The following is a 25,554-nucleotide window of genomic DNA, read 5'->3' as shown; positions in this document are numbered from 1 at the left end:
CCGGCCGCGGGAGAGGAGGACGACGACGTCAGGCGGCGCCTGCTGAGCGGTGACCGGCGCCGGTGGCGCGGCCGTCGAGGTCGTCCAGCTCCGTGCGCACGAGCTCGGCGAGGGGCCCGACGTGCGGCTCCTGCAGCACGCCGGTGTGGTCGCCACCGGTGCGGTGCAGCGCCCACGGCCCGTGCAGGTGGTCCGCCCAGCGGGAGCGCGCCTCGGCGTCGGGGTCGTCGGCGGCGACGAGGACGAGGGCCCGGCCGTCCCACGGCTGCGTGCGGTACCGGCGCTGCAGCAGCTTCCCCTGCAGGTGGAACCTGTCGTAGTGGCCCAGGCCGCGGCTCTGCACCACTCCGGTGAGCAGGATCGAGGCGAGCGTCTTGGCGCGCTGCGGCAGCGTGCCCTCCAGCGCCGGCGGCGCCACCTCCGGGTCGGGCGGGAAGGAGTCGATGACCACGAGGGACTCCACCTGCTCACCGGCCTCGCGCAGCTGGTGCGCCAGGTCGAGCGCCACCAGGGCGCCCAGGGAGTGCCCCGCGAGGCGGTACGGGCCGTGGGGCTGCACCTGGCGCAGCTGCGCCAGGTGGTGGCGCGCGCGGCTGCGCACCGACCACTCGGGGCGGCCACCGCCCTCCAGGCCGCGGGCCTGCAGCGCCACCAGCGGCTGGTCGTGGCCGAGCCGCTCCGCCAGGCGGCGGAACGCCAGCGCGACACCGCCGGCCCCGGCCACCACGAACAGCGGCCGGCGCGAGCCGGAGCCGTTGAACGTCACCACGGCCGCGTCGCGCCCGGCGCGGCGGCGGCGGCGCAGCGCCTCCGCCAGCTCGGCCACGGTCGGGTTCTCGGCGATGAGCCCGGTGGTGAGGACGTCGGAGGGCACGTCGAGGGAGGCGGCCATCGACGCCAGGAGCGCCTCGGCGGCCAGCGAGTCGCCGCCGAGCTCGAAGAAGTCGTCGTGCGCGCCGACGCCGTCGAGGTCGAGCGCGCGGGCCACGAACGCGGCGACCACGCGCTCCCAGTCGGTGCGGGGCGGCACCGAACCCACCACCACGGCGGGCGGGGTGGGCAGCGCGGACCTGTCGAGCTTGCCGCGCTCCGTGCGCGGCAGCGCCTCCAGGAGCACCACCTGCTCGGGCACCATGAACGCGGGCAGCGCCGAGCGCACCGCGCGCCGGAGCTGGGGCACCTGCAGCGCAGGCCCCTCGGGGACCACGTAGGCGACGAGCCGCGCGCGGCCGTCGACGTCGTCCTCGCCCGGCAGCACGCCGACGACGACGGCCTCCCGGACGTCCGGCAGCGCGTGCAGGACGGCGTCGACCTCGCCGGGCTCCACGAGGTGACCGCGGATCTTGACGCTGTGGTCGACGCGGCCCAGCAGCCGGACCACGCCGTCGGCGCCGATGGTCGCGGTGTCGCTGGTGAGGTAGGAGGTGGCCCCGTCGGGGTGGCGCGTGAACACGGCAGCGGTCGCCTCGGGCGCCCGCCAGTACCCGTCGGTGAGCCAGCGCGAGGTCACCTCGAGCCGGCCCGTGCCGGTGGTGCGGCGCTGGCCGCCCTCGTCGACCACGCGCAGCGAGACGCCGTCGACCGGCAGCCCGACCGGCACCGCGCCGGTGGGGCCGGGCGCCCCGGGGGCGATGACGTGCTCGGCGATGAGCCAGGTCTCGGAGGAGCCGTAGCGGTTGTGGACCGTGCACCCCGGCCCGAGCGCGGTGCGCAGCCGCTCCATCTCGGCGGCGTGGATGGTCTCCCCCGCGGTGGTCACCGCGGTCAGGCGTCCGAGCTGCTCGCCCGGCGCCAGGGCGGCCACCGCGCCGCGCAGGATGGCGGGGCTGGCGGCCAGCACCGTGGCACCCGTCCGCAGGAGCCAGGCCGGCAGCTCGGAGACCGCGCGGGTGCGGGGGTCGAAGAGCACCTGCGCAGACCCCGTGGCCATGCCCGCGAGCAGCAGCCCGATGCCGGCGCTGAAGGCCATCGGCAGGAGGTTGGCGATGACGGCGCCGGGGCCGTAGCAGTCCTTGCCGTTGGTGGTGGCGTCGTGCAGGACGGACTCCGAGTGCGCCACCACGCCCTTGGGGCGGCCCGTGGACCCGGAGGTGTAGACGATGACGAGCGGCGCGCGGCTGTCGAGCCGGTCCTGCGCGAGCGGCCAGGACCCGCCGGCGGCGCCGCCGTCGTCACCGAGGGCGACGAGCGCGCGGTCGGTGCGGACCACGCGGGGGCACAGCACGGCGGCGTCGTCGGCGCGGGAGGCGTCGGTGACCACCGTGGTGGCTCCGGACTGCTCGACGTAGTGGTGCAGGCGGGCGACGGGCGTGGTGGGGTCGAGGACGACGACGGGGGACCCCGTCCCGAGCACCGCGAGGACGGCCACCGCCGCGGGTGCGCCGTGGCCGAGCAGCACCGCCACCGGCTCGCCGGCGGGCGCTGCGGCGGCGATCCTCGACGACAGCGAGGCCGCGCGGCGCTCGAGCTCCGCGTAGTCGAGCCGCACCGCCCCGTCGTCCACGGCGAGCTCTCCCGGGAGCGCCGCGGCGACGCTGCGGACCCGCGTCACGACGTGCTGGGCGACCCCTTGCGCCGTCAGGGCGACGAACCCCTGGTCGCTCACCCCATCAGCCCCCGACCTGCTCATCTGCGCCCCCCTCGATCAGCGCCCAACCCTACGGTCCTGAGCAGAACCCGCCAGGTCTCGTCGACCGCTCGGAGTACCACACCATGATCCAGAGCCAGCCCACCGCCCCCGTCCGGGTGCCACCGCTGCACCTGTCCGCGCTCACCCTCAAGACCACCGGGTTCGCCCAGCGGGTGCGGGCCGCCGCCTCCGCCGGGTACGCCGGGATCGGGCTGGGCGCCGCGGACTACCTCAGCGCGCGCCGCAGCGGCATCGCCGAGGACGACATCCGCGGCTACCTCTCGCGCGCCGGGCTCGAGGTGGTGGAGCTGGAGTTCCTGCGCGACTGGTGGACCGACGCCGACGTGCGGGGCACCCGCCTGGAGGAGGACATCCTCCTGCACCTCGCGGACCTCACCGGCGCGCAGCAGATCAACGTCGGCCTGTTCGACGTCGTCCCCGACGACGTGGTGCGGCGCGGCTTCGAGCGGCTGTGCACCCGCGCGGCCCGGCACGGGCTGCGGATCGGCGTGGAGTTCATGCCCTACGCCGAGCTGCGCACGCTCACCGCGGCGCGGGCGCTGGTCGAGGACGTCGGCGCCCCCAACTCCGGGCTGATCCTCGACGCCTGGCACTGGCACCGCTCCGGCGGCTCGCTGGAGGAGGTGGCGGCGGCCGCGGACGACGGCCTGGTGGTCTCGGTCCAGCTGTGCGACGCGCTGCCCGAGCCCCTGGCCGACCTGCGCGAGGAGGGGCGCCACCACCGGCAGCTGCCCGGTGAGGGCGTGGTCGACCTGCAGGCGTGGCTGGAGGCGCTGGCCCCCGCGCTGGAGGGCTCCTCGGCCAGGCCGGCGGCCACGGTGGCCACCGAGGTGCTCTCCGACGCCGTCGTCGCCGACGGCGCCGGAGAGGCGTGCCGGCTGACGTTCGACGCCGGCCGGCGCGTGCTCGAGGCGTTCGCCGACCGGCGGGACGCACCCGGGCGCTGACCCCCGCCGCCGTCGTCGTCCTCAGTCCCGCTCGCGCACCACCTTGTGCTGCGCGGCCTGCGCCAGCGGGCGGACCACGAGCAGGTCCACGTTGACGTGCCGCGGGCGCGTGAGCATCCACGCCACGCAGTCGGCGACGTCCTCGGCCACCAGGGGCTCGCGCACGCCGACGTAGACCGCCTCCGCGCGCGCCGCGTCACCCCCGGTGCGGTTGAGGGAGAACTCCTCGGTCTTGACCATGCCCGGCGCCACCTCGAGCACGCGCACCGGGTCGCCGGCGAGCTCCAGGCGCAGCGTCTCGGCCATGACCGACTCGGCGTGCTTGGCCGCGGTGTACCCGCCCCCGCCCTCGTAGGCGATGCGCGCGGCGGTGGAGCTCATCACGAGCACGTCCCCGCCGCGTCCGGAGCGCAGCGACGGCAGGAGGGCCTGCGTCACCCGCAGGGTCGCCAGGACGTTGACGTCGAACATGCGCTGCCAGTCCTCCACCCTGCCGGTCTCGACGGTGTCGGTGCCGAAGGCGCCCCCGGCGTTGTTCACCAGCGCGGTGAGGTCCCCGCCGAAGCGCTCCTCCACGGCGCCGCGGAGGCGGTCGACGTCGGTCTGGTCGGTGAGGTCGGCGGTGAGGGTGGTGCAGCCCGTCTCGGCCGCGAGGGCGTCCAGGCGGTCGGCGCGACGGGCGACGGCGAGCACGTCGTACCCCTCGGCGCGCAGGCGCCGCACGGTGGCAGCGCCGATGCCGGAGCTGGCCCCGGTGACGACGGCGGTGGGCGTGGCGGCGCGGGCGGTGTCGTCCTGGCTCATGGCGCCGATCCCACCACGCAGGTCCGGGAGACGGACGCGGGGTACGGCGGGCGGGTGGAACCGCAGGACGGCCTCCAGCACGCGACCCGTGCTGCCGAGGTCGTTCGCGAGCACGGCGAGCGCCGCGCCCCCCGAGGAGTGAGCACACGTGCCTGTCGCCGCGCACCGCGAGGACCGACCCCGACGGTCACGCCGCAGCCGTGCCCTGGGGGCGCTGAGGCGCTCGGCCACCCCGCTCGTGGCGCTCTGCGCCGTCCTCGCCGTCGTCCTGGGGGCGGCGCCGCACCGGGCTCCGGCCACCCAGGTGGACGTGGTGCTGGCCAGCTTCCAGGACCCGGCCCCGCCGAGCCGGGTGGACCTCACGGTGCTCGACGGACGGCTGAGCGCCTCCTGGCCGGCCTCCTCCGAGAGCTCGGTCCGCGGCTACAGCGTGACGGCCACCGCCGGCTCCACGACACGTGACTTCGGCGAGCAGCAGAGCGGCTACACCCTCGACGGCCTGGCGAACGGCACGGCGTGGACCGTCAGCGTGCGCACGGTCACCTACGACAGCGGCTTCCTCGGCATCGGAGCGCAGGGGCCCTTCACCGGCACCGAGGCCCGCACCGCCACCGCCACGCCCGCCGCCCTGTCCCCGACGGGGCTGGCGATCACCTCGGCGGACCGCCAGCTGACCCTGAGCTGGAGCGCACCCGCAGACCCGACGGTCAACGGCTACCAGGTGTGGAGCGGCGGCCGGCAGATCGCCACCACGAGCGCCTCGACGCGCAGCTACACGCAGACCGGGCTCGTCAACGGCCAGACGTACAGCGCCGCGGTGCGGGCCACCTACTCCTCGGGACACGTCTCGGCGGACTCGGCGAGCGCCTCGGGAGTGCCGCGGGACTCCGTGGCGCCAGCGGCTCCCACCGGCCTGGTGGCCACCCGCGGCGACGGCCGGGTGGCGCTGAGCTGGGCGGCGAACTCCGAGTACGACCTCAGCGGCTACCGGGTGCTGCGGGGCGGCACGGCCGTGGCCACCACGGCCGCCGGAACGCGCAGCTTCACCGACACGGGCCTGACCAACGACACCGCCTACAGCTACGCGCTGCAGGCCCTCGACACCTCCGGCAACGCCTCGACCGCCTCCTCCCCCGCCGTCACCGCCACCCCCACGGACCTCACACCGCCCTCCGTCCCCACCGGGCTGACGGCCACCCGCGGTGACGGGTCGGTGGCGCTGGCCTGGACGGCGAACCCCGAGGGCGACCTGGCCTCCTACCGGGTGCTGCGCGACGGCACCGCCGTCGCCACCGTGACCGCGCCCACCACCACCTGGAGCGACACGGGGCTCACCAACGGCAGGACGTACCAGTACGCGCTGCAGGCCGTCGACACCCACGGCAACGCCTCGGCCGCCTCCTCCCCCGCCGCGTCCGCCACGCCGGCGGACACCACGCCGCCCGCCGTCCCGACCGGCCTGGCCGCGGTCCGCGGTGACACCCAGGTCTCCCTGACCTGGACCGCGAACACCGAGGCCGACCTCGACGGCTACGACCTCTTCCGCGACGGGGTCCGCGTGCAGGGCGCCGTCCTCGGTGCGGGTGCGACCTCCTTCACCGACACCGGCCTCACCAACGACACGCGGTACACGTACACGCTGCGCGCCCGCGACCACGCGGGGAACAGCTCGCCGTCGTCGGCGGGCGTCAGCGCCACCCCGACGGACCTCACCCCGCCCGCCGTCCCCTCCCCGCCGTCGGCGGTGGCGGGCGACGGCGTCGTCAGCCTCTCGTGGACCCCGAGCAGCGAGAGCGACCTGGCGTCCTACCAGGTGCTGCGCGACGGCGTCGTCATCGCGACCGTCACCCGGCCGACTACGACCTACGACGACAGGTCGGTCACCAACGGCACCGCGTACGGCTACGCGCTGGCGGCCGTGGACACCCACGGCAACGCCTCCGCCGCCAGCTCGCCCGCGGTCAGCGCGACGCCCCGAGACCTGACCCCGCCCGCCGTCCCCACGGGCGTCAGCGCAGCCCGCGGCGACGGACGGGTCGTGCTGAGCTGGACGGCGGGCAGCGAGTCCGACCTCGCCTCCTACCGCGTGCTGCGCGACGGGGTGGAGGTCGCCGCGGTGACGGTACCGGCCACCACGTACACGGACACCGGCCTCACCAACGACACGGCCTACCAGTACTCGGTGGCGGCCTACGACGCCGCCGGCAACGGCTCCGCGGCCTCTTCTCCGCAGGTCAGCGCCACCCCCACCGACCTCACCCCGCCCGCCGCGCCGAGCGGCGTCGCGTCGACCGCCGGCGACGGCGCCGTCGAGGTGACCTGGCAGGCGAACACCGAGCCCGACCTCGCGTCCTACCGGGTGTACCGCGACGGCCAGCTGGTGACGACCATCACGGTGGTCGCCGCGCCGGGGACCACCCCGAGCTCCTACCGCGACACCGGCCTGGCCAACGGCGCGCCGCACACCTACGCGGTCACCGCCGTCGACACCCACGGCAACGAGTCCACGACGTCCACCACCGGCGCGACCCCCGTGGACACCACCGCCCCCGGTGCTGCGAGCGGGCTCACGGCCGCTCCGGCGGACCAGCAGGTGGCGCTGACGTGGACGGCGAGCCCGGACGGCGACGTGGCGACCTACCGGGTGCTGCGCGACGGCGTGGAGGTCGCGACCGTCGCGGCGCCGGCCACCTCGCACACCGACACCGGCCTGGCCAACGGGCGCGCCTACTCCTACGCGGTGGTGGCGGTGGACGCGGCGGGCAACCGCTCGGCCCCCTCGGGTGCGACGACGACGACGCCGCGCGACGCGGTCGCCCCGGCTGCGCCGACCGCGGTCTCGGCGACGCCGGGCAGCGGCAGCGCGACCGTCCGCTGGACCGCTCCGGCCGACACCGACCTGGCCGGCTACCGCGTGCTGCGCGCTGACGGCACCACCGCGGGGTCGGTCTCCGCTCCGGCGACGAGCCTGGTGGTGAGCGGCCTGACGAACGGCACCACGTACACCTTCCGCGTGGTCGTGACCGACACGTCCGGCAACACCTCCACCGCCTCGGCCTCGGTCTCGGTGACGCCCGCGGCCGCGTCCGTGCCGGCGTCGGGCGCCGGGCAGAGCGGCGCCCTGGCGGTGAGCCGGGACGGCCGCTGGGTGGTGGTGGCCACCGCCGCCAAGCTCGAGACCACCGACACCAACCGCGCCTCGGACCTGTACCGGATCGACACGACGGGGGCGGAGCCCCCGCGGCGCCTGGCCGTCACCGGCAGCGGTGGCGCCACCTCGGACCTGCAGGCCTCCGACGTCGCCGTCAGCGCCGACGGCCGCTACATGGCCCTGGCCACCAAGGACAAGCTGACCCCCACCGACACCAACGGACTGCCCGACGTCTACCGCGCCGACCTGTCCACCACCCCCACCACCTGGACCCTGGTCTCAGCCACCACCTCCGGCGCCACCACCACCGCCAGCTCCGGCGTGGCCGGCACCGCGCTCAGCACCGGCCCCACCACCTACAGCACCGCCCCCTCCGTCGCGCTGTCCGCCGACGGCACCCGCATCGCCTTCTACTCCAAGGCACCCCTGGTCACCAGCGACACCGACACCGCGATGGACCTCTACGTCAAGGACCTCACCACCCCCGACCCCGCCAAGGGCCCCATCACCCGCGCCTCCACCGCCGCGAACGCCACCTCCCTGGGCCGCACCGCCGTCGGCCCCGCCCTGGCCCTCACCCCCGACGGGCGCTACGTCCTGTTCACCGCCACCGGCCCCGACGGACCCGTCACCGCCATCCGCAAGGACCTCACCACCACCTCCGGAACAGCCGCCAGCGCCAGCGGGCCGGCACAGCTCGCCTCCACCTCACCCCCCGCCACCCGCTCCTACTCCGTCGGCGTCGACACCGACACCGGCGACCTCGCCATCAGCGACGACGGCCGCTACGTCGCCTTCTCCACCGTCAACAAGATCACCACCAGTGCGCCCGGGGACAACTGGTCCACGCCCCTGGCCTACCGCAAGGACCTCACCACCGGCGACGTCCTGGCCATCGGCTCGGGCCAGACCAACCGCTGGGAGCACCAGGTCACCCTCAGCCCCGACGGGCGCCACGCCGCCTACCTCACCACCGCCCGCGCCGTCCCCACCGACGGCAACGGCAAGACCGACGCCTACCGCCGCGACCTCACAGCACCCACCACCGACCCCCTGGTCCCCCTCACCTCCGACGCCAGCGGAGCGTTCGTGACCACCCCCACCTCGGCCACCGCCCGAGACGAGTACGGCCGCGTGGTCCTCCTGGCAAGCGGCACCGCCGTCCTCATCACCGTCCAGCCGATGAACAGCGCCGACACCAACGGCGTGCGCGACCTCTACGCCAAGGACCCCAGCACGGGAGCCGTCACGTCGCTGGTGGGGCCGCTGCTCCCGTGAGGTCTGGGAGGATGGCGGCGTGTCCGTGACCGACCGCCCCACCTCCCCGACCGGCAGCTCGACCGGCGTCCCCGACCGCCCGGCCCTGGAGGGCCTGGAGCCGGCGTGGGACGCCGCGTGGACCGAGCGCGGGACGTACGCCTTCGACCGCGCCGACGCGCTGGCCGAGCCGGGCGGCGTGTACGCCGTCGACACCCCGCCCCCCACGGTGTCGGGCTCGCTGCACGTCGGGCACGTCTTCAGCTACACGCACACCGACGTCGTCGCGCGCTTCCAGCGGATGCGCGGGCGCACCGTCTTCTACCCGATGGGCTGGGACGACAACGGCCTGCCCACCGAGCGCCGCGTGCAGAACTACTACGGCGTCCGCTGCGACCCGTCCCTGCCCTACGAGGGCGAGGGCTTCACCCCGCCGCACGCCGGTGACGCGGGCTCGGTCAAGGCCGCCGACCAGGTGCCGGTCTCGCGCCGCACCTTCGTGGCGCTGTGCGAGCAGCTGACCGCCGAGGACGAGAAGGAGTTCGAGGCGCTGTGGCGCCGCCTCGGCCTGTCGGTCGACTGGTCGCTGACGTACTCGACCATCGGTGGCCCCGCCCGGGCCGCCTCCCAGCGCATGTTCCTGCGCGACCTCGCCCGGGGCACCGCGTACCAGGCGCAGGCCCCCGGCCTGTGGGACGTCACGTTCCAGACCGCCGTCGCCCAGGCCGAGCTGGAGGCCCGCGACTACCCGGGCGCCTACCACGAGGTGGCGTTCACCAGGGCTGACGGCAGCGGCGAGGTGGTCATCGAGACCACCCGCCCCGAGCTGCTCCCGGCGTGCGTGGCGCTCATCGCCCACCCCGACGACGAGCGCTACCAGCCGCTGTTCGGCACCACGGTGGTCTCCCCCGTCTTCGGCGTGGAGCTGCCGGTGCTCGCGCACCCCGCCGCCGAGCCCGACAAGGGCGCGGGCATCGCCATGTGCTGCACCTTCGGCGACCTGACCGACGTCACCTGGTGGCGCGACCTCGACCTGCCGACCCGCCCCGTCGTCGCCCGCGACGGCCGGCTGGTGCGGGAGGTGCCGTCCTGGCTGAGCGGCTCCGGCGCGGAGGCGTACGGCGAGCTCGCGGGCAAGACCACGCACTCGGCGCGCATCGCCGTCGTCGACGCCCTCAAGGCCTCCGGGGCGCTGAAGGCCGACCCCAAGCCGACGCAGCGCAAGGCCAACTTCTTCGAGAAGGGCGACAAGCCCCTCGAGATCGTCACCTCCCGCCAGTGGTACCTGCGCAACGGCGGCCGCTCGGCCGCCGGGTTCGAGGACCTGCGCGACCAGCTCCTGGCGCGCGGCAAGGAGCTCGGGTTCCACCCCGACTTCATGCGCGTGCGCTACGAGAACTGGGTCGGCGGGCTCACCGGAGACTGGCTGGTCTCCCGCCAGCGCTTCTTCGGCGTGCCGATCCCGGTCTGGTACCGCGTGGGCGAGTCCGGCGAGGTCTCCTACGAGGACGTGCTCGTGCCGGACGAGGCGTCGCTGCCGGTGGATCCCTCCACCGACGTGCCGCCGGGCTTCAGCGAGTCCCAGCGCGGGGTCGCCGGCGGGTTCGTCGGGGAGACCGACGTCTTCGACACCTGGGCCACCTCCTCGCTCACCCCACAGATCGCCGGCGGCTGGGAGCGCGACCCGGAGCTGTTCTCCGCGGTCTTCCCCTACGACCTGCGCCCGCAGGGCCAGGACATCATCAGGACCTGGCTGTTCTCCACCGTGGTGCGCGCCCACCACGAGCACGGGTCGCTGCCGTGGTCGGACGCCGCCATCAGCGGCTGGATCCTCGACCCCGACCGCAAGAAGATGAGCAAGTCCAAGGGCAACGTCGTCACGCCGCTGGGACTGCTGGAGGAGCACGGCGCCGACGGCGTCCGGTACTGGGCGGCGTCCGCGCGCCTGGGGACCGACGCCGCCTTCGAGGTCGGGCAGATGAAGATCGGGCGCCGCCTGGCGCTCAAGCTGCTCAACGTCTCCAAGTTCGCCCTCTCGATGGGCGCCACCGACCCCACCGCACCGGTCACCGAGCCGATCGACAGGTCGGTGCTCGCGGGGCTGGCCTCCGTGGTGAGGACGGCGACGGACGCGCTCGAGCGGTACGAGCACACCGCCGCGCTGCAGGCCGCCGAGGCCTTCTTCTGGGCGTTCTGCGACGACTACGTCGAACTCGTCAAGGACCGGGCGTACGGCGCGCAGGGCGAGACGGCCGCCGCGTCGGCCCGGGCCGCGCTGGCCCGCTCGCTCGACACGATGCTGCGGCTGTTCGCGCCGTTCCTGCCGTTCGCCACGGAGGAGGTCTGGAGCTGGTGGCGCGCCGAGGAGGGCTCGGTGCACACCGCGCCGTGGCCGACGGCCGAGCCGCTCTCCGAGGTCGCCGGCGACGCCGACCCGACCCTGCTGCCCGCTGTCGGGCGCGCCCTGGCCGGGGTGCGCAAGGCGAAGAGCGAGGCGAAGGCGTCGATGCGCACGGAGGTCGTCACCGCCACGGTGTCAGCCCCCGCCGCGCTGGTGCCGCTGCTCGAGGCCGGGGCCGCGGACCTGGCCGCCGCCGGCCGCGTCCGCGACCTCCGCATCACCAGCGCCGACGTCGCTGAGGTCACCGTCTCCGACGTCGAGCTGGCTCCCCCCACCGCCTGACGCGCTCGGGCCCCTCATCGGGCCCGACCGTGGACGCTGTGTCCCNNGGGACACAGCGTCCACGGTCACTGCGAGCGGTCCCCGGGCTGCCGGCGACGGACCTCGGCGAGGCGCAGCACCTGCTCCCGGCACCCCCGCGGGTCGGTGGTGAGCCGGCGGTGCGCGTACCGCACCGCGAGGATCCCCAGCTCGGCGACCGCGGCGTCCCGCGCGAGGTCCCGCTCCCGCTGCGCAGGGCTGTCGTGGTGCTGGCGCCCGTCCAGCTCGACGGCGAGCAGCGCCCGCCGGTCGAAGCAGTCGAGCAGGTGGGACCGTCCGCCCACCCGGACGGGGACCTGCCGCTCGAGCTCGGCGAACTGCGGTCCGGAGAACACCCGGTCGTAGCCCCACAGCTCCAGCTCGCTACGGCAGCCCGCGTCGATCCTGTCGAGCAGCACCGCGAGGTCTCGGCGCCCACGCAGTCGCGGGTGCCGTGAGAGCTCCTGACGGAGGCGCAGGGCGGTCGTGACCCAGCGCCGCACGGCCACGACCGCGGGCGCGCGCTGGTCCGACCCGCTCAGCAGGGGCCAGCTCTCGACGCGAGACCGCGCTCGAGCTGGTGGCGCTGGTCAGCGCTTCCCAGGTGGCCACGCCGCCGACCGCGTGCAGGGCTGCCAGGACGGTCGAGGGGCGCACCTGGTCGAGGCTGGCCGCAGGCCGTCTCGTCCCGCCGCGCACCGTCGACCACCTGTGGACGGCCTGGGCCGTCCGGGCGCCTGTGGGCGCAGCACACGCGCGACCTGGGCCCCACCGTGGACGCGGGGTCCCGGTCAGGGGCGCCTGACCGGGACACGGGGTCCACGGTCACCCTGCAGGCGAACCGTCAGGCGGACTTGTCGCGGCGCTCGCGCTTGCGGGCCTCGGACGCCTTGTCCTTGGGCACCAGCGTCGGGTTGACGTTCTTCAGCACGACGTCGCGGTCGACCACGACCCGCGCGACGTCGTCGCGGCTGGGCAGGTCGAACATCACCGGGAGGAGGACCTCCTCCATGATCGCGCGCAGACCGCGGGCCCCGGTGCCGCGCAGGATGGCCTGCTCGGCGACGGCGACCAGCGCCTCGTCGGAGAACTCCAGCTCCACACCGTCGATCTCGAACATCCGCTGGTACTGCTTGACCAGCGCGTTGCGCGGCTCGGTGAGGATGCGGACCAGGGCGTCGGCGTCGAGCTCGCGCACCGTGGTGATGACCGGCAGGCGGCCGATGAACTCCGGGATCAGCCCGAACTTCAGCAGGTCCTCCGGCATGACCTTGCCGAACATGCTCGGCAGGTCCGACGCCGCGTGCAGCGGGGCGCCGAAGCCGATGCCCTTCTTGCCCATGCGGCCCTGGATCATCTCCTCCAGGCCGGCGAAGGCGCCGCCCACGATGAACAGCACGTTCGTCGTGTCGATCTGGATGAACTCCTGGTGCGGGTGCTTGCGCCCGCCCTGCGGGGGCACCGACGCCGTCGTCCCCTCGAGGATCTTCAGCAGCGCCTGCTGCACGCCCTCACCGGAGACGTCGCGCGTGATCGACGGGTTCTCGCTCTTGCGGGCGATCTTGTCGACCTCGTCGATGTAGATGATGCCCGTCTCGGCCTTCTTGACGTCGTAGTCAGCGGCCTGGATGAGCTTGAGCAGGATGTTCTCGACGTCCTCGCCGACGTAGCCCGCCTCGGTGAGGGCCGTGGCGTCGGCGATGGCGAACGGCACGTTCAGCATCTTGGCCAGCGTCTGCGCGAGGTACGTCTTGCCGCAGCCGGTGGGGCCGATGAGCAGGATGTTCGACTTCGCGATGTCGACCGGCTCCTCGACCTTCTTGGCCGGGTCGGACGCCTGGATGCGCTTGTAGTGGTTGTAGACGGCCACGCTCAGCGCCCGCTTGGCGTCGTCCTGGCCGATGATGTACTGCTCGAGGAAGCTGAAGATCTCGCGCGGCTTGGGCAGCTCGACCAGGCCGAGCTCGCTGGCCTCAGCGAGCTCCTCCTCGATGATCTCGTTGCACAGGTCGATGCACTCGTCGCAGATGTAGACCCCGGGGCCCGCGATCAGCTTCTTGACCTGCTTCTGGCTCTTGCCGCAGAACGAGCACTTGAGCAGGTCCGCGCCATCGCCGATCCGTGCCACGTGGGGGGCCTCCTCGAGTCGTCCCGCGCACCCGCGCGGGTAGGTCCATGGAACACCACTGACGACTCTCTGTCAGCGGGACGAGCGCAGTTGCGGGCGGTGCCCGGCGGTGTGTCCGCCGGGCACCGCCCGCCACGTCACGCGGAGGTCAGCGCAGAGGCCTTGCGGCTCTCGAGCACCTGGTCGACGAGGCCGTAGTCCTTGGCCTGGTCGGCGGTGAGGATCTTGTCGCGCTCGATGTCGACCTTGATCTGCTCCGCGGTGCGGCCGGTGTGCTTGGCCAGCGTGGTCTCCAGCCAGGAGCGCATGCGCAGCACCTCGGCCGCCTGGATCTCGATGTCCGAGGCTTGGCCGTAGTCACCGCCGGGGCTCGCCGGCTGGTGGATGAGCACGCGGGCGTTCGGCAGCGCGAGGCGCTTGCCGGGGCTGCCGGCGGCCAGGAGCACCGCCGCGGCCGAGGCCGCCTGCCCGAGGCAGACGGTCTGGATGTCGGGGCGGATGTACTGCATGGTGTCGTAGATCGCGGTCAGCGCCGTCATCGAGCCGCCGGGGCTGTTGATGTACAGCGTGATGTCGCGGTCGGGGTCCTGCGCCTCCAGGACGAGGAGCTGGGCCATGACGTCGTCCGCGGACGCGTCGTCGACCTGGACGCCCAGGAAGATCACGCGGTCCTCGAAGAGGCGCGTGTAGGGGTCCTGGCGCTTGAAGCCGTACGCCGTGCGCTCCTCGAACTGCGGGAGGACGTAGCGGGACGACGGCGCGCCGTGCGGGAAGGTGGGGTTGCTCATCTGCTGGCTCCTGACTCTGCTCGCGTGCTCAGGCCGCGGCCGCACCGGTGCCGCCGCCCTCGGGGACGTCGGCGGCGCTGGTGATGACGTGGTCGATGAAGCCGTACTCCTTGGCCTGCGCCGCCGTGAACCAGCGGTCGCGGTCGTTGTCCTTGTTGATCTGCTCGATCGACTGGCCGGTCTGGTCAGCGGTGAGCTGGGACAGCGTGCGCTTCATGTCGAGGATGAGCTCGGCCTGGATGGCGATGTCACTCGCCGTGCCCCCGATGCCGCCGGAGGGCTGGTGCATCATGATCCGCGCGTGGGGGGTGGCGTAGCGCTTGCCCTTGGCGCCGCTGGCCAGCAGGAACTGGCCCATGGAGGCCGCCAGGCCCATCGCGACGGTGGCGACGTCGGGCTTGACGTACTGCATGGTGTCGTAGATCGCCATGCCCGCGGTGACCGAGCCGCCGGGGCTGTTGATGTACAGCCAGATGTCGCGGTCGGGGTCCTCCGCGGCGAGCAGCATGAGCTGCGCGCAGATGGCGTTGGCGTTGTCGTCGCGGACGTCCGAGCCGAGCCAGATGATCCGCTCGCGCAGCAGGCGCTGGTAGATGTGCTCGTCGAGCCCCATGGGGGACGAGGGCTGGCTGCGGGCCGTCACGTCGGCAGCCTCGTGTCCGCGCGGCCGGGAATCGCTCACGGGAGTCGCTCTCCATCCGTCAAGGCCGGAACGCTCCGGCCACCGTCGTGGTCGCCCCCGGTGACGGGTTGGCGACGCTGTCGACCCTAGCGCCGGGCGCAGGCGCGGCAGTCCCGGTCTGCGCCCCTGTTCGCTGCGAGCGCACGCCGCCGAGGCCCTCCCGCAGGTCAGGAGGACGACGACGACCGCGGCCGCCGGAGCCCGCGCCGGCTGCGCCGGCCGACCCGCTGGGGGGCTCCGCACCAGTCCGCGAACAGAACGGGGTGGCCCTGTGCCAGTGCTGCTGGCACAGGGCCACCCCGTGCCCGTCAGGTCTGACCTGTCCGGCGGTGGCGGCGGCTCCGCGGTGCGTGCGCGGAGCGCCGGGTCAGCTCTGGGTGCCGGAGCCCTCAGCGCCCTCGGCGGCCTCCGCGGTGCCTGCGGCCTCGGCGGCCTCGGTCTTCGGCTTGCGGGTGCGCTTGGGCTTCTCCTCGGCGGCGGGCGCCTCAGCAGCGTCCTCGGAGCCCTCGGCGGCCTCGGCGTCAGCGGCCGGCTTCTTGGCGCGGGTGCGCTTGGGCTTCTCCTCGGCGGCGGGCGCCTCAGCAGCGTCCTCGGAGCCCTCGGCGGCCTCGGCGTCTGCGGCCGGCTTCTTGGCGCGGGTGCGCTTGGGCTTCTCCTCGGCGGCGCGCGCCTCAGCAGCGTCCTCGGCGGTCTCGTCCGTCGCGGGCTCGGCGCCCTCGGCGTCGTCGTCCTCGTCACCGAGGTCGACCTTGTTGCCGGAGGCGTCGGTGACGGTCGCCTTCTCCAGGACGGCGGCCAGCGCCTTGCGGCGGGCGACCTCCTGCACCAGCGCCGGCACCTGGCCGGCCTGGTCCATGGCCTGGGCGAAGGAGTTCGGGTCCATGCCGTAGGCGGGGGCCTGGGCGACGATGTACTCGACCAGCTCCTGCTGGGCGACGGTCACCTGCTCGGCCTCGGCCACGGCGTCGAGGAGGAACTGCGTGCGCAGCACGCGGCGGGTCTCCTCGGTCACCTCGGCGCGGTGCTCGTCGTCCTCGAGGCGGGACTCGTTCTCGAGGTGGCGGTGCACCTCGTCCTCGACGACGCCGTCCGGCACGGGGATCTCGACCTGCTCCAGCAGCGCCTCGAGCACCTTGTCGCGCGCCTGCACGCCCTGGCGGAACTCGGCCTCGTCCTGCGCCTTGGTGCGCAGGTCGGCGCGCAGCTCGTCGACGGTGTCGAACTCGCTGGCCAGCTGGGCGAAGTCGTCGTCGAGCTCGGGCAGCTCGCGGACCTTCACGGACTTCACGACCACGGTGACCTCGGCGGTCTCGCCGGCGCGCTCGCCGCCGGCCAGCGTGGTGGTGAAGGAGCGCTCCTCGTCGATGGCGGCGCCCTCGAGGGCGTCGTCCATGCCCTCGAGCATGGTGCCGCGGCCCACGACGTAGGTGATGCCCTCGGCGGTGTCGACCTCCTCGCCGTCGACCTCGGCCTTGAGGTCGAGGCTGACGGTGTCGTCGGTCTGCACGGCGCGCTCGACGGGCACGAGGGTGCCGAAGCGGACGCGCAGCTCCTCGAGCTTGGCGTCGACGTCGGCGTCGGTGACCTCCACGTCGTCCACGGAGACGGCGATGGTGGAGAAGTCGGGCAGGTCGATGGTCGGGCGGACGTCCACCTCGGCGGTGAACTTCAGCTCGCCGGCGTCGGCGCCCTCACCGACCGGCACCTCGGTGATCTCGACCTCGGGCTGGCCCAGCGGCCGCACCGAGGACTCCTGGACGGCCTGCTGGTAGAAGCCCGGGAGCGCCTCGTTGACGGCCTCCTGGATCACGACGCCGCGGCCGAAGCGCTGGTCGATCACGCGCGCGGGCACCTTGCCGCGGCGGAAGCCCGGCACCGAGACCTGGCCGGCGATCGACTTGTAGGCCTTGTCGAGGCTCGGCTTCAGCTCGGCGAAGGACACCTCGACGGTGAGCTTGACCCGCGTCGGGTTGAGGGTCTCGACGTCGCTCTTCACGGCAGGGGTTCTCCAGGTCTTGAGACGGTCGGTCAGCCAGGCGTTCAGGTCCGGCGCGCGAGGAGCGCGCCGGCGGCGTGGTGGTGCAGGCTCGCGCGGGCAGCACCGAACCGCGCCGGGCACTGCCGGCCACCTTATCGCCGCTCGTCGGGGTACCCGGATTCGAACCGGGGGCCTTCCGCTCCCAAAGCGGACGCGCTACCTGGCTGCGCCACACCCCGTGCCCAGCGGGCGGTATGAAGGCTACGCGCCCGGGACCGCGCGCCGTGCCGCTACGCTCGTGCCCGCGCCGTCCGCCTCGGCCCCGTCTCCGGGGTCGTGACTGACGGTGGTGCGGATGTAGCTCAATGGTAGAGCCTCAGTCTTCCAAACTGATTACGCGGGTTCGATTCCCGTCATCCGCTCCAGTCCTCCCGCACGGCCGATGACCTGGCCGTCACCCCCCGGCAGGATGCGCGCCATGCCCGTCCCCGCCGCGCACGTCGTCGACTTCACGACCGTCTCCACCGAGGGCCTGGAGCCCTCCCCCGTCGCGCCGGCCCTCGCGGGCCTGCGCGCCAACGAGGCCCGCTACTTCCGCACGAAGCACGGCCACGCGTTCGCCACCGAGCCCGCGGGACCCGGCGGGCCGGGCGCGGAGCTCGCCGGCTGGGTCGCGTCCCTGCTCGCCGCCGAGCGCGACCTCGTCATCGCCTCACCTGCGCTGGAGGCGACCACCTTCGTGGTCGAGGGCACCAGCTGGACGTACGTCTTCTACGAGTGCGGGCTGAGCGTCAACGTCCTCTACGGCCTGGAGGAGGGCTCCAAGCGCGCCGTCGGCTTCAAGCTCTCCGACGGCATGGAGGTGCCGGCGGAGCTGGCGGACCGCTTCAGGTTCGCCCGCCAGCGCTCCAAGCTCGCGGGCACGATCCGCGGCTCGTTCTTCGTCATCAAGGGCCAACACACCCCGCCGCGGCTCTGACCCTCAGCCGACGCGGGTCGGCTGGCCCGTCGCCTCCAGCACGGACAGCCACAGGTCGCCGTGGGGGTCCACCACGTTGCGCCGGCTGATGGCCAGCTCGATCGGCACGTGCACGAAGCGCCCGTGCCAGCGGCCCACCACCATGGCCGTCCGCCCCGCCATCGCCGCGTGCACGGCGGCGTGGGCCAGCCGCAGGCAGTACACGGCGTCGTAGCCGTTGGCGGGCACGCTGCGGATGGCGTAGCTCGGGTCGACGTAGCGCAGGTTGACCGGCCGCCCGGCCGCGGCGAAGGAGTCGAGCAGGCGGCGCCGCAGGTAGCGCCCCACGTCTCCCAGCACCGCGTTGCCGGAGGCGTCCACGCCGTCGCCGGGCACCAGGTCCTGCCCGGCGCCCTCGGCCACCACCACCACGGCGTTGCCGCGCTCGGCCACGCGCCGCTGCACCAGCGACAGCAGCCCCTCGCGGCCGTCGTCGTCCTCGAGCCCGAAGGGCACCTCGGGGACGAGCACGTAGTCGGCGTCGTTGCGGGCCAGGGCGGCGTAGGAGGCGATGAAGCCCGAGTGCCGGCCCATGAGCTTCACCAGCCCCACGCCGTGCGGGGTGGAGCGGGCCTCCACCACCACCGAGCGGATGGTCTCCGCGGCGCGGGCGAACGCGGTCTGGAAGCCGAAGCTGTGGTCGATGAAGGGGATGTCGTTGTCGATGGTCTTCGGCACGCCCACCACGCTGATCTTCAGGCCGCGCTGCGCCACGACCCCCGCGATGCCCAGGGCGCCGCGCATGGAGCCGTCGCCGCCCACCACGAAGAGCACCCCGATGCCCAGGCGCTCCAGGCAGTCGACGACGTCCTCCGGGTCCTGCTGGCCGCGGGAGGTGCCGAGCACCGTGCCGCCCTGCTCGTCGATGCCGCGCACCGACTCCGGGGTGAGGTCGACCACCTCGTGGCCGTAGGACGCCACGAAGCCCTCGTAGCCGTTGCGGAAGCCGTGGACCCGTCGCACGCCGTACTGGTGCCACAGCTCGAGCACGAGGCCGCGCACCACGTTGTTGAGGCCGGGGCACAGGCCGCCGCACGTGACGATGCCGACGCGGAGCTTGGAGGGGTCGAAGAAGATCTTGCGCCGGGGCCCGCCCGGCTCCAGGCCCGGCAGCTGCTCGACGGGCACGCCGCGCTCGCTCGCCGTGGAGAGGACGTCGTCGACGAGGACCAGGTCGCTCTCGTCGACGTAGTTCTCGCTGCGCTCGCGCGCCTCGATCAGCGGCGCGAGCGGTGAGTCGAGGCGCGCGGCGCCGAGGGTCGAGATCTGCCACGGCGAGGCGCCGACGGGGCTCGGGTGCTCCACGCGGCCGGAGTCTGGTGCAGGACGGGCCCGCGCGGGGGCCCTGCGGGCCACACCGGCCCCGGGGTCAGGACGACGCGAGCAGCACCGCCGCCAGCGACGCCGCCAGGCCCACGGCGGTGGCGGCTGCTCCCAGCAGCAGTCCCCGGCGCGCCCCGGCGAACCGCGGGGAGCTGCGGAAGGGCTGCTCGACGGCCACGAGGGTGAGGGCGGCCAGGGGACCCGCCACCAGCACCTCCAGGGCCAGCAGGACCGGCCAGCCGGACAGTCCCAGCTGCTCCCCGGCGAAGACCACCGGCACGTGCCACAGGTACCAGGAGTAGGAGGCGCGCCCGGCCCAGCGCACCGGGCCCGCTGAGAGCAGCCGCCCCGCGCCCCGCGGGGCGGCTGCGCCCTCGGCGAGCCCGGGCGTGCCGGCGGCGATGAGCGCGACGGTCGCGAGCGTCGGGACCAGGGCCGCCGAGCCGGGGTAGGGGACGTCGTCGGTCCACAGCGAGCTGCTCACCACCACGGCGAGCGCCACCCAGCCCAGGGCGGGCACCCAGCGCCGCAGGGCACCGAGCCGGCCGCTCTGCGCGAGGGCGACCAGCCGGGGCGCTCCGAGCGCGAGCAGCGCACCGGCGGCGAGCTGCCACGCGCGGGTGGGCGAGGACAGGTAGGCGAGCGTGGGCAGCAGCGGCGTCAGCACCACCGAGCACGCCAGCGAGACCACGGCCACCGCCCCGGCCGCCACCGCGAGCGAGCGCCGCAGCGACGTCCCGCGCCTCCGGGCCACCGCCGCCGCGAGCAGCACCAGGGGCGGCCACAGCAGGTAGAACTGCTCCTCCACCGCCAGCGACCAGTAGTGCAGCAGGGGACTGGCGGAGGCGTCGGGGTGCAGGTGCACCGGGTCTGCCAGCGCCGAGCGCCAGTTGGCGACCTGCAGGGACGCCGCGGTCCCGTCGCGCCCGGTGCTGCCGAGCAGCTGCGGCGCGAGCGCCGCCGTGGTGGCGAGGGCCACGAGCAGGACGACGACGGCGGCGGGCAGGATCCGCCGGGCGCGCCGGGCGTAGAAGGCGGCCAGGCCGACCCGGCCGGTCCGCTCCACCTCGCGCACGAGCAGCCCGGTGATGAGGAAGCCCGAGATGACGAAGAACACGTCCACACCGAGGCGGCCACCGCCGGAGCCCGGCACGCCAACGTGGAAGAGCAGCACGAGCCCCAGTGCGACGGCCCGCAGCCCCTCGACGTCGGGGCGGAAGGCGGCACCGGTGCCCGCCGGCGCTGGCCGCCCCCCGTCGGGAGCCCGGCGAGCAGCCCTGCGGCCCCTGGACGGCGCTTCCAGCGCCAGCGGTCGTGCCACGTCGCTCCCCCGATCGACTACTACCGAGAAAGTAGTAGAAGTTCGGGGGAACTCCCAGCCGGGGTCCTGCGAGCGCTGGGCCGGACGGGTGACGGTCAGCCGGTCAGCTGCTCCACCGCCCGGTGGCCGGCGGCGTGGACGAGGTGCACGGCGGCCAGCCCGCCGTCGAGGTCCTGGCCGCCGCTGAGCACGTGCTGGAGCACCTCCGCGGTGTCCTCGACGGCGTGCCCGCCGGCGACGAGCAGCAGGGCCAGGCACAGGGCACCGGCAGCCGCGAGGGGCCGGCCGCTGCCGGGACGGCGGCCGAGCAGGGCCCGCACCCGCTGCACCACGTCGCCCTCGCCTCCGGCGAGGGCGACCCCCCGCCACGGCCCCCGGTCCCCCACCGCGCTGCGCAGCAGCCCGGCACGGGCCACCGCCCGGGCCACGAGCGGGCGGTCGTCCCCCAGGACGGCCGCCGCGGACTCGTCGGCCCAGCGCTCGCTGGCGTAGCGCACCGCGGGCAGCAGGCCCACCAGCAGCGGGTCGAGGGCGGCGGCCCAGGCCGTGGCGGAGCGCAGCAGGTCGTGGTGGTCGCGCAGGTGGGCGCGCTCGTGGGCCAGCAGCGCCGCCTGCTCGGGCGCCGGGAGCGCGTCCATCAGGGCCCGCGAGACGACCACGCGCCCGCCGCGACCGGGCAGCGCGAACGCCTCGGCGCCGTCGTCGACCACCACGACGCCGCCCACCGGGCCGCCCAGGCGGGAGCAGAGGTCGTCAGCGGCCCGCAGCGCAGCCGCGCGGCGGCGCCGCAGGACGAGCACCCGCACGACCCCCGCGACCAGCACGCCGACCGCCAGCAGCGACGCACCCGCCGGCACCGGCACGTGGTGGGCGAGCCGGTGGGCGTCGTAGCCGAGCAGCGAGGCGACGGCCGGGACCCGCGCCACGAGGACGACGAGGTGGAGCAGCAGCACCACCGCGGTGGTGAGCGAGGTGCCGACGGCGCAGGCCGCGAGCACCACGGTGGCCGCCCGGGGCGGGCACCGGCGCGCCACGAGGGGGGCGCCCAGCGCGAGCAGGAGGCTGGCGACCACAGGCGCCTGCAGCGCGTAGAGCACGTCCGCCGCCCTCAGCCGCGCCGCTCGGCGTCGCGCAGGAGGCGCTCGAGCACGGGCACGTCCTCCGGGGACAGGTCCCCGACGAAGCGGGCCAGCACGGCGTCCCGGCGGTCGCTGGCCTCGAGGGCCTGGCGCATCCGGGCCGCGGCGACGTCCGCGGCGTCCGCCACCCAGTAGCGGTGGGCGCGCCCGTCGCGCTCGCGCGCCACGAGGCCCTTGTCGTGCAGGCGGACCAGCGTGGTCATCACGGTGGTGTACGCCAGGCCGGTCCCGAGGCGCTCGCGCACCTCGGCGGGCGTGGAGGGGGTGCCGGCGGAGGTCAGCGCCGCGAGCACCTCCCGCTCGAGGTCGCCCCGGGCGCGCCGGGCGCCGTCCGTCACCACCGCCTCATCATGCCTGCTCAGCGGCCCAGTCCTCCAGCGGGACGACCTCCGAGGTCGGCCCGTCGAGGCTGGCGGCGTCGAGCAGCGCCTCGAGCGAGGCGATCAGCTGCTCCGTCGCGGTGTCCACGTCGGCGAGCATCGAGGGGCTCCCGAGGGGATGTCCACCGGCGAGCACTCCGACCGGGCGACGCCACCCCCCGCGCGGGGGGTGTCCTCCCCCGAGCGGACGCCCCCGGGCGACGGCCCGGTCACCCGGCGGGGTTCCCCGGGGGCCGGCCCGCGCGGCCGCCGGCACCTCCCCCACCAGCGCACGCGCCCGGACGCCGTAGGATCGGGGACGACCATCCCGAGCGGCCGAGAGACCTGGCTCAGCGACGCCGCAGCAACCACCCGTGGGGCCCCCGCGGACCGGTGCTACCGCCAGGACCGATGGAGGCCGTCGTGTCCAGCGCCGTCAGCGCACCCGCTCAGCACCCCACCGGCACCGCGCTGCCCGGAGCGCGCGGCGGCGGGGCCGCGGTCCCCGTCCGGCTCGAGGGCGTGGGGCGCCGGTTCGGCGACCACGTCGTGCTCGAGGGCGTCGACCTCGACGTCGCCGCCGGCGAGGTGGTGGCGCTGCTCGGGCCCTCCGGCTGCGGGAAGTCGACGCTGCTGCGCGCCGTCGCCGGGCTGGACTCCCCGGACTCCGGCACGGTCCTGCTCGACGGCGGCCCGGTGCGAGACCACGACCCGCGCTGCGCCGTCGCCTTCCAGGAGCCCCGCCTGCTGCCCTGGCGCACGCTCGCGGGCAACACCGCCCTCGGGCTGCCCCGCGGCACGCCGAGGGCCGAGGGCCGCGAGCGCGTCGCCGCCCTGCTCGACGTCGTCGGGCTGGCGCGCTTCTCCGAGCACCGGCCGCGCAGCGTGTCGGGGGGCATGGCGCAGCGCGCGGCGCTGGCCCGCGCCCTCGCCCGGCGCCCCGGGGTGCTCGTCCTCGACGAGCCGTTCGCCGCGCTGGACGCCCTGACCCGCCTGACCATGCAGGACCTGCTGCTCGAGGTCCTGGCGGCCACGCCGACCACCGTGCTGCTCGTCACGCACGACGTCGACGAGGCGCTGCACCTGGCCGACCGCGTCGTCGTCCTGGGTCGCCCCGACGGCGCCCCGCCCGAGGCCGGCGCGGGCGTGCTGCGCACCACCGCCGTGGACGTCGCGCACCCGCGCGACCGCGGCGACGCCCACCTGGCCTCGCTGCGCGCGGAGCTCCTCGAGCTCCTCGGCGTCCCGCGCGCCTGAGCGCACCCCCGCCGGCGCCCCGCGCCGCCCCACGCACCACCCCGACCACCCACCCCGTGCCCGCCTGCACCTCGACGGACCTCCGGAGGCTCCCGATGCCCAGCACCGCCCTGCCCAGCCAGCCCTCCCGCCGCTCCCTGCTCGGCCTGCTCGCCCTCGCGCCGCTGGGCGCCGCCGGGCTCGCCGCCTGCGCCCAGGGGGAGGACGCCTCCGGCGCCGCGCCCGCCGCCTCCGCCGAGGGCTCCGCCTCCGGCTCCCAGGCCGCGCGCACGCTCACGCTCGACTTCGCCACCTACAACCCGCTCAGCCTGGTCATCCGGGACCAGGGCTGGCTCGAGTCCGAGCTCGGCGGCCAGGGCGTCACCGTGGAGTGGGTGCAGTCCGCCGGGTCGAACAAGGCCAACGAGTTCCTCCGCAACGGCAACATCCAGATCGGCTCCACCGCCGGGGCCGCGGCGCTGCTGGCCCGGTCGAACGGATCGCCGATCAAGGTGGTCGACGTCTTCAGCCAGCCGAACTGGTCCGGCGTGGTGGTCGGGAAGGACTCCCCCATCACCGGCGTCGCCGACCTGCGCGGCAAGCGCGTGGCCGCCACCACCGGCACCGACCCCTACTTCTTCCTCGTGCAGGCGCTCGGCACCGCCGGGCTGACCACGTCGGACATCACCCTGGAGAACCTCCAGCACGCCGACGGCCGCTCCGCGCTGGACGCCGGCAACGTGGACGCCTGGGCCGGGCTCGACCCGATCATGGCGGCCGCGCAGGCCGAGAGCGGCGCGAAGATCGTGTACGACAACATCGACTTCAACTCCTACGGCGTCCTCAACGCCCGCGAGGACTTCCTGTCCGAGCACCCCGACCTCGCCCAGGCCGTCGTCAACGCCTACGAGAAGGCGCGCGCCTGGGTCCCCGCCAACCTCGAGGCCGCCACCGCGCTGCTGGCGGAGGTCGCCGGCATCGACCCGCAGGTGGCCACCACCACGCTGGGGCGCACCAAGCTCGACATCTCCCCCGTGCCCGGCGCGACGCAGGCGGCGGTGCTGGAGAAGATCGGCCCGCTGTTCGTGGCCAACGGCGACGTCGCCGACCAGGGCACCGTGGACGCGGCGCTGGAGAGCCTGTTCGAGCCGGCCTACGCGCAGAAGGCCGACCCCTCGTGACCGTCGACCCCGTGGCGCTCACCGGGCGGAGCGCCGAGGCGGCCGGCCTCGGCGGTGCCGACGACCCGTCGTCGCCCCGCGGCCGGCGCGCCGGCCACGGCCCGCGCAAGGCCGCTGCCGCCAGCGCGGCCGGCGCCCGCACGCGGCTCTCGCCGTGGTGGGGCGCGGTGCTGCCGCTCGTGCTGCTCGCCGCGTGGCAGCTGGCCGCGAGCTCCGGCGCCTACCCGCCCTCCCAGCTGCCCTCCCCCGCCGCCGTCGTCCGGGCCGCCGGCGACCTGTGGGAGCGCGGCCTGCTGCAGCAGCACATCGCCATCTCCGCCCAGCGCGTCTTCGTGGGCTTCGCGCTCGGCGCCGCGGCGGGCCTGGCGGTGGGCTCGCTGGTGGGGCTCTCGCGCTGGGCGGACGCCCTGCTCGGCTCGACGATCGGCGCGCTGCGCGCGGTCCCCTCCCTGGCGTGGGTCCCGCTGCTCCTGCTCTGGATCGGCCTGGGCGAGCCGCCCAAGCTGACGCTGGTCGCCATCGGCGCCTTCTTCCCGGTCTTCACCACCACGGCCTCGGCGCTGCGCCACGTCGACGCCGGGCTCGTCGAGGCGGGCCGCGCCTACGGGCTGCGCGGCGTCTCGCTGCTCACCCAGGTGCAGCTGCCCGCAGCGGTCCCGGCGGTCATCGCGGGGCTGCGGCTGGCGCTGGCGCAGTCCTGGCTGTTCCTCGTGGCCGCGGAGCTGCTCGCCTCCTCCATCGGCCTGGGCTACCTGCTCACCGAGAGCGTCAACAACGGCCGCACCGACAGGATCTTCCTGGCGATCATCACCCTCGCGGTGCTGGGCAAGCTCAGCGACGCCGTGGTCGGCCTGTTCGAGCGCTGGGCGCTGCGGCGGTGGGCGTGAGCGC

Annotated in this window: 18 protein-coding genes and 2 tRNA genes; 8 read left to right on the top strand and 12 right to left on the bottom strand. The window is 75.0% G+C overall.

Going from position 1 to position 25,554, the window contains the following annotated elements; all coding sequences use genetic code 11:
• Positions 1–28: 28 nt before the first annotated feature.
• Positions 29–2,605, bottom strand: coding sequence for an AMP-binding protein (locus FHN55_RS09665; protein WP_180357734.1), 2,577 nt, complete (start codon positions 2,603–2,605; stop codon positions 29–31).
• 107 nt (positions 2,606–2,712) lie between these two features.
• On the opposite strand from FHN55_RS09665, the gene FHN55_RS09660 reads away from it, so the two are divergent.
• Positions 2,713–3,597 (top strand): sugar phosphate isomerase/epimerase, encoded by an 885-nt coding sequence (locus FHN55_RS09660; RefSeq protein ID WP_139712085.1) that lies wholly within the window; start codon positions 2,713–2,715, stop codon positions 3,595–3,597.
• A gap of 21 nt (positions 3,598–3,618) precedes the next feature.
• Here the strand turns inward: FHN55_RS09660 and FHN55_RS09655 are convergent, their stop codons facing one another.
• On the bottom strand, positions 3,619–4,401 hold the full coding sequence (locus FHN55_RS09655) for an SDR family oxidoreductase (RefSeq protein ID WP_139712084.1): 783 nt from the start codon (positions 4,399–4,401) through the stop codon (positions 3,619–3,621).
• Between the two features lie 148 nt (positions 4,402–4,549).
• On the opposite strand from FHN55_RS09655, the gene FHN55_RS24115 reads away from it, so the two are divergent.
• On the top strand, positions 4,550–8,830 hold the full coding sequence (locus tag FHN55_RS24115) for a fibronectin type III domain-containing protein (protein ID WP_180357733.1): 4,281 nt from the start codon (positions 4,550–4,552) through the stop codon (positions 8,828–8,830).
• A gap of 19 nt (positions 8,831–8,849) precedes the next feature.
• The gene (gene valS, locus FHN55_RS09630) at positions 8,850–11,492 is read left to right on the top strand and encodes a valine--tRNA ligase (protein WP_257570832.1); all 2,643 of its coding nucleotides are present in this window, start codon (positions 8,850–8,852) and stop codon (positions 11,490–11,492) included.
• A gap of 65 nt (positions 11,493–11,557) precedes the next feature.
• On the opposite strand, the gene FHN55_RS09625 is transcribed toward valS, so the two are convergent.
• The 6 genes from FHN55_RS09625 to FHN55_RS09600 all read right to left on the bottom strand — a co-directional run bounded on the left by FHN55_RS09625 (position 11,558) and on the right by FHN55_RS09600 (position 17,325).
• On the bottom strand, positions 11,558–11,929 hold the full coding sequence (locus FHN55_RS09625) for a DUF559 domain-containing protein (RefSeq protein WP_218974513.1): 372 nt from the start codon (positions 11,927–11,929) through the stop codon (positions 11,558–11,560).
• Between the two features lie 425 nt (positions 11,930–12,354).
• Positions 12,355–13,638, bottom strand: a complete 1,284-nt coding sequence (gene clpX / locus FHN55_RS09620; protein WP_139712082.1) for an ATP-dependent Clp protease ATP-binding subunit ClpX — start codon at positions 13,636–13,638, stop codon at positions 12,355–12,357.
• 137 nt (positions 13,639–13,775) lie between these two features.
• Positions 13,776–14,426 (bottom strand): ATP-dependent Clp protease proteolytic subunit, encoded by a 651-nt coding sequence (locus FHN55_RS09615; protein ID WP_139712081.1) that lies wholly within the window; start codon positions 14,424–14,426, stop codon positions 13,776–13,778.
• A gap of 28 nt (positions 14,427–14,454) precedes the next feature.
• Entirely contained in the window at positions 14,455–15,039 is a 585-nt protein-coding gene (locus FHN55_RS09610; protein ID WP_139712189.1) for an ATP-dependent Clp protease proteolytic subunit, read from the bottom strand.
• A gap of 436 nt (positions 15,040–15,475) precedes the next feature.
• The gene (gene tig / locus FHN55_RS09605; protein ID WP_139712080.1) at positions 15,476–17,104 is read right to left on the bottom strand and encodes a trigger factor; all 1,629 of its coding nucleotides are present in this window, start codon (positions 17,102–17,104) and stop codon (positions 15,476–15,478) included.
• Between the two features lie 147 nt (positions 17,105–17,251).
• Positions 17,252–17,325: transfer RNA gene (locus FHN55_RS09600), tRNA-Pro, on the bottom strand.
• A 112-nt stretch (positions 17,326–17,437) separates the two neighbouring features.
• Here FHN55_RS09600 and FHN55_RS09595 point away from each other — a divergent pair.
• Both FHN55_RS09595 and FHN55_RS09590 read left to right on the top strand, forming a co-directional pair.
• A tRNA-Gly gene (locus FHN55_RS09595) sits at positions 17,438–17,511 on the top strand.
• Between the two features lie 53 nt (positions 17,512–17,564).
• On the top strand, positions 17,565–18,065 hold the full coding sequence (locus FHN55_RS09590; RefSeq protein WP_139712079.1) for a phage tail protein: 501 nt from the start codon (positions 17,565–17,567) through the stop codon (positions 18,063–18,065).
• Positions 18,066–18,068: 3 nt separating this feature from the next.
• Here FHN55_RS09590 and FHN55_RS09585 read toward each other — a convergent pair whose 3' ends face one another.
• The 4 genes from FHN55_RS09585 to FHN55_RS09570 all read right to left on the bottom strand — a co-directional run bounded on the left by FHN55_RS09585 (position 18,069) and on the right by FHN55_RS09570 (position 22,225).
• Complete coding sequence (locus FHN55_RS09585) at positions 18,069–19,409, bottom strand: ATP-dependent 6-phosphofructokinase (protein WP_139712078.1); 1,341 nt, start codon at positions 19,407–19,409, stop codon at positions 18,069–18,071.
• Positions 19,410–19,473: 64 nt separating this feature from the next.
• Positions 19,474–20,748: an acyltransferase gene (locus FHN55_RS09580; protein WP_180357732.1), complete on the bottom strand. Its 1,275-nt coding sequence runs from the start codon at positions 20,746–20,748 to the stop codon at positions 19,474–19,476.
• 95 nt (positions 20,749–20,843) lie between these two features.
• Positions 20,844–21,845: a M48 family metalloprotease gene (locus FHN55_RS09575; RefSeq protein WP_139712076.1), complete on the bottom strand. Its 1,002-nt coding sequence runs from the start codon at positions 21,843–21,845 to the stop codon at positions 20,844–20,846.
• 11 nt (positions 21,846–21,856) lie between these two features.
• Positions 21,857–22,225: a BlaI/MecI/CopY family transcriptional regulator gene (locus tag FHN55_RS09570; protein WP_139712075.1), complete on the bottom strand. Its 369-nt coding sequence runs from the start codon at positions 22,223–22,225 to the stop codon at positions 21,857–21,859.
• A gap of 432 nt (positions 22,226–22,657) precedes the next feature.
• On the opposite strand from FHN55_RS09570, the gene FHN55_RS09565 reads away from it, so the two are divergent.
• From FHN55_RS09565 to FHN55_RS09555, 3 genes are all read left to right on the top strand, one after another.
• The gene (locus FHN55_RS09565) at positions 22,658–23,503 is read left to right on the top strand and encodes an ABC transporter ATP-binding protein (protein WP_139712074.1); all 846 of its coding nucleotides are present in this window, start codon (positions 22,658–22,660) and stop codon (positions 23,501–23,503) included.
• 95 nt (positions 23,504–23,598) lie between these two features.
• The gene (locus FHN55_RS09560; protein ID WP_139712073.1) at positions 23,599–24,663 is read left to right on the top strand and encodes an aliphatic sulfonate ABC transporter substrate-binding protein; all 1,065 of its coding nucleotides are present in this window, start codon (positions 23,599–23,601) and stop codon (positions 24,661–24,663) included.
• Positions 24,660–25,550 carry an ABC transporter permease gene (locus FHN55_RS09555; protein WP_218974512.1) on the top strand — a complete coding sequence of 297 codons (891 nt, stop codon included), beginning with the start codon at positions 24,660–24,662 and terminating at the stop codon, positions 25,548–25,550. The genes FHN55_RS09560 and FHN55_RS09555 overlap by 4 nt, the downstream gene beginning before the upstream one ends.
• Positions 25,551–25,554 lie beyond the last annotated feature (4 nt).

The sequence above is a fragment of the Streptomyces sp. NP160 genome, assembly GCF_006335115.1.
In the GTDB taxonomy this organism is placed as follows: Bacteria; Actinomycetota; Actinomycetes; order Actinomycetales; family Quadrisphaeraceae; genus Quadrisphaera.
The sequence above is the reverse complement of the archived record's forward strand: the minus strand, read 5'-3'. Positions and strand labels throughout refer to the sequence as shown.

What these genes read in the sequence shown, in the direction of transcription:
- FHN55_RS09655 (WP_139712084.1), bottom strand. Translation starts at nt 4,401, where the DNA reads ATGAGCCAGGACGACACCGCCCGCGCCGCCACGCCCACCGCCGTCGTC.
- FHN55_RS09590 (WP_139712079.1), top strand. Translation starts at nt 17,565, where the DNA reads ATGCCCGTCCCCGCCGCGCACGTCGTCGACTTCACGACCGTCTCCACC.
- FHN55_RS09560 (WP_139712073.1), top strand. Translation starts at nt 23,599, where the DNA reads ATGCCCAGCACCGCCCTGCCCAGCCAGCCCTCCCGCCGCTCCCTGCTC.
- FHN55_RS09615 (WP_139712081.1), bottom strand. Translation starts at nt 14,426, where the DNA reads ATGAGCAACCCCACCTTCCCGCACGGCGCGCCGTCGTCCCGCTACGTC.
- FHN55_RS09660 (WP_139712085.1), top strand. Translation starts at nt 2,713, where the DNA reads ATGATCCAGAGCCAGCCCACCGCCCCCGTCCGGGTGCCACCGCTGCAC.
- FHN55_RS09610 (WP_139712189.1), bottom strand. Translation starts at nt 15,039, where the DNA reads ATGGGGCTCGACGAGCACATCTACCAGCGCCTGCTGCGCGAGCGGATC.
- FHN55_RS09565 (WP_139712074.1), top strand. Translation starts at nt 22,658, where the DNA reads ATGGAGGCCGTCGTGTCCAGCGCCGTCAGCGCACCCGCTCAGCACCCC.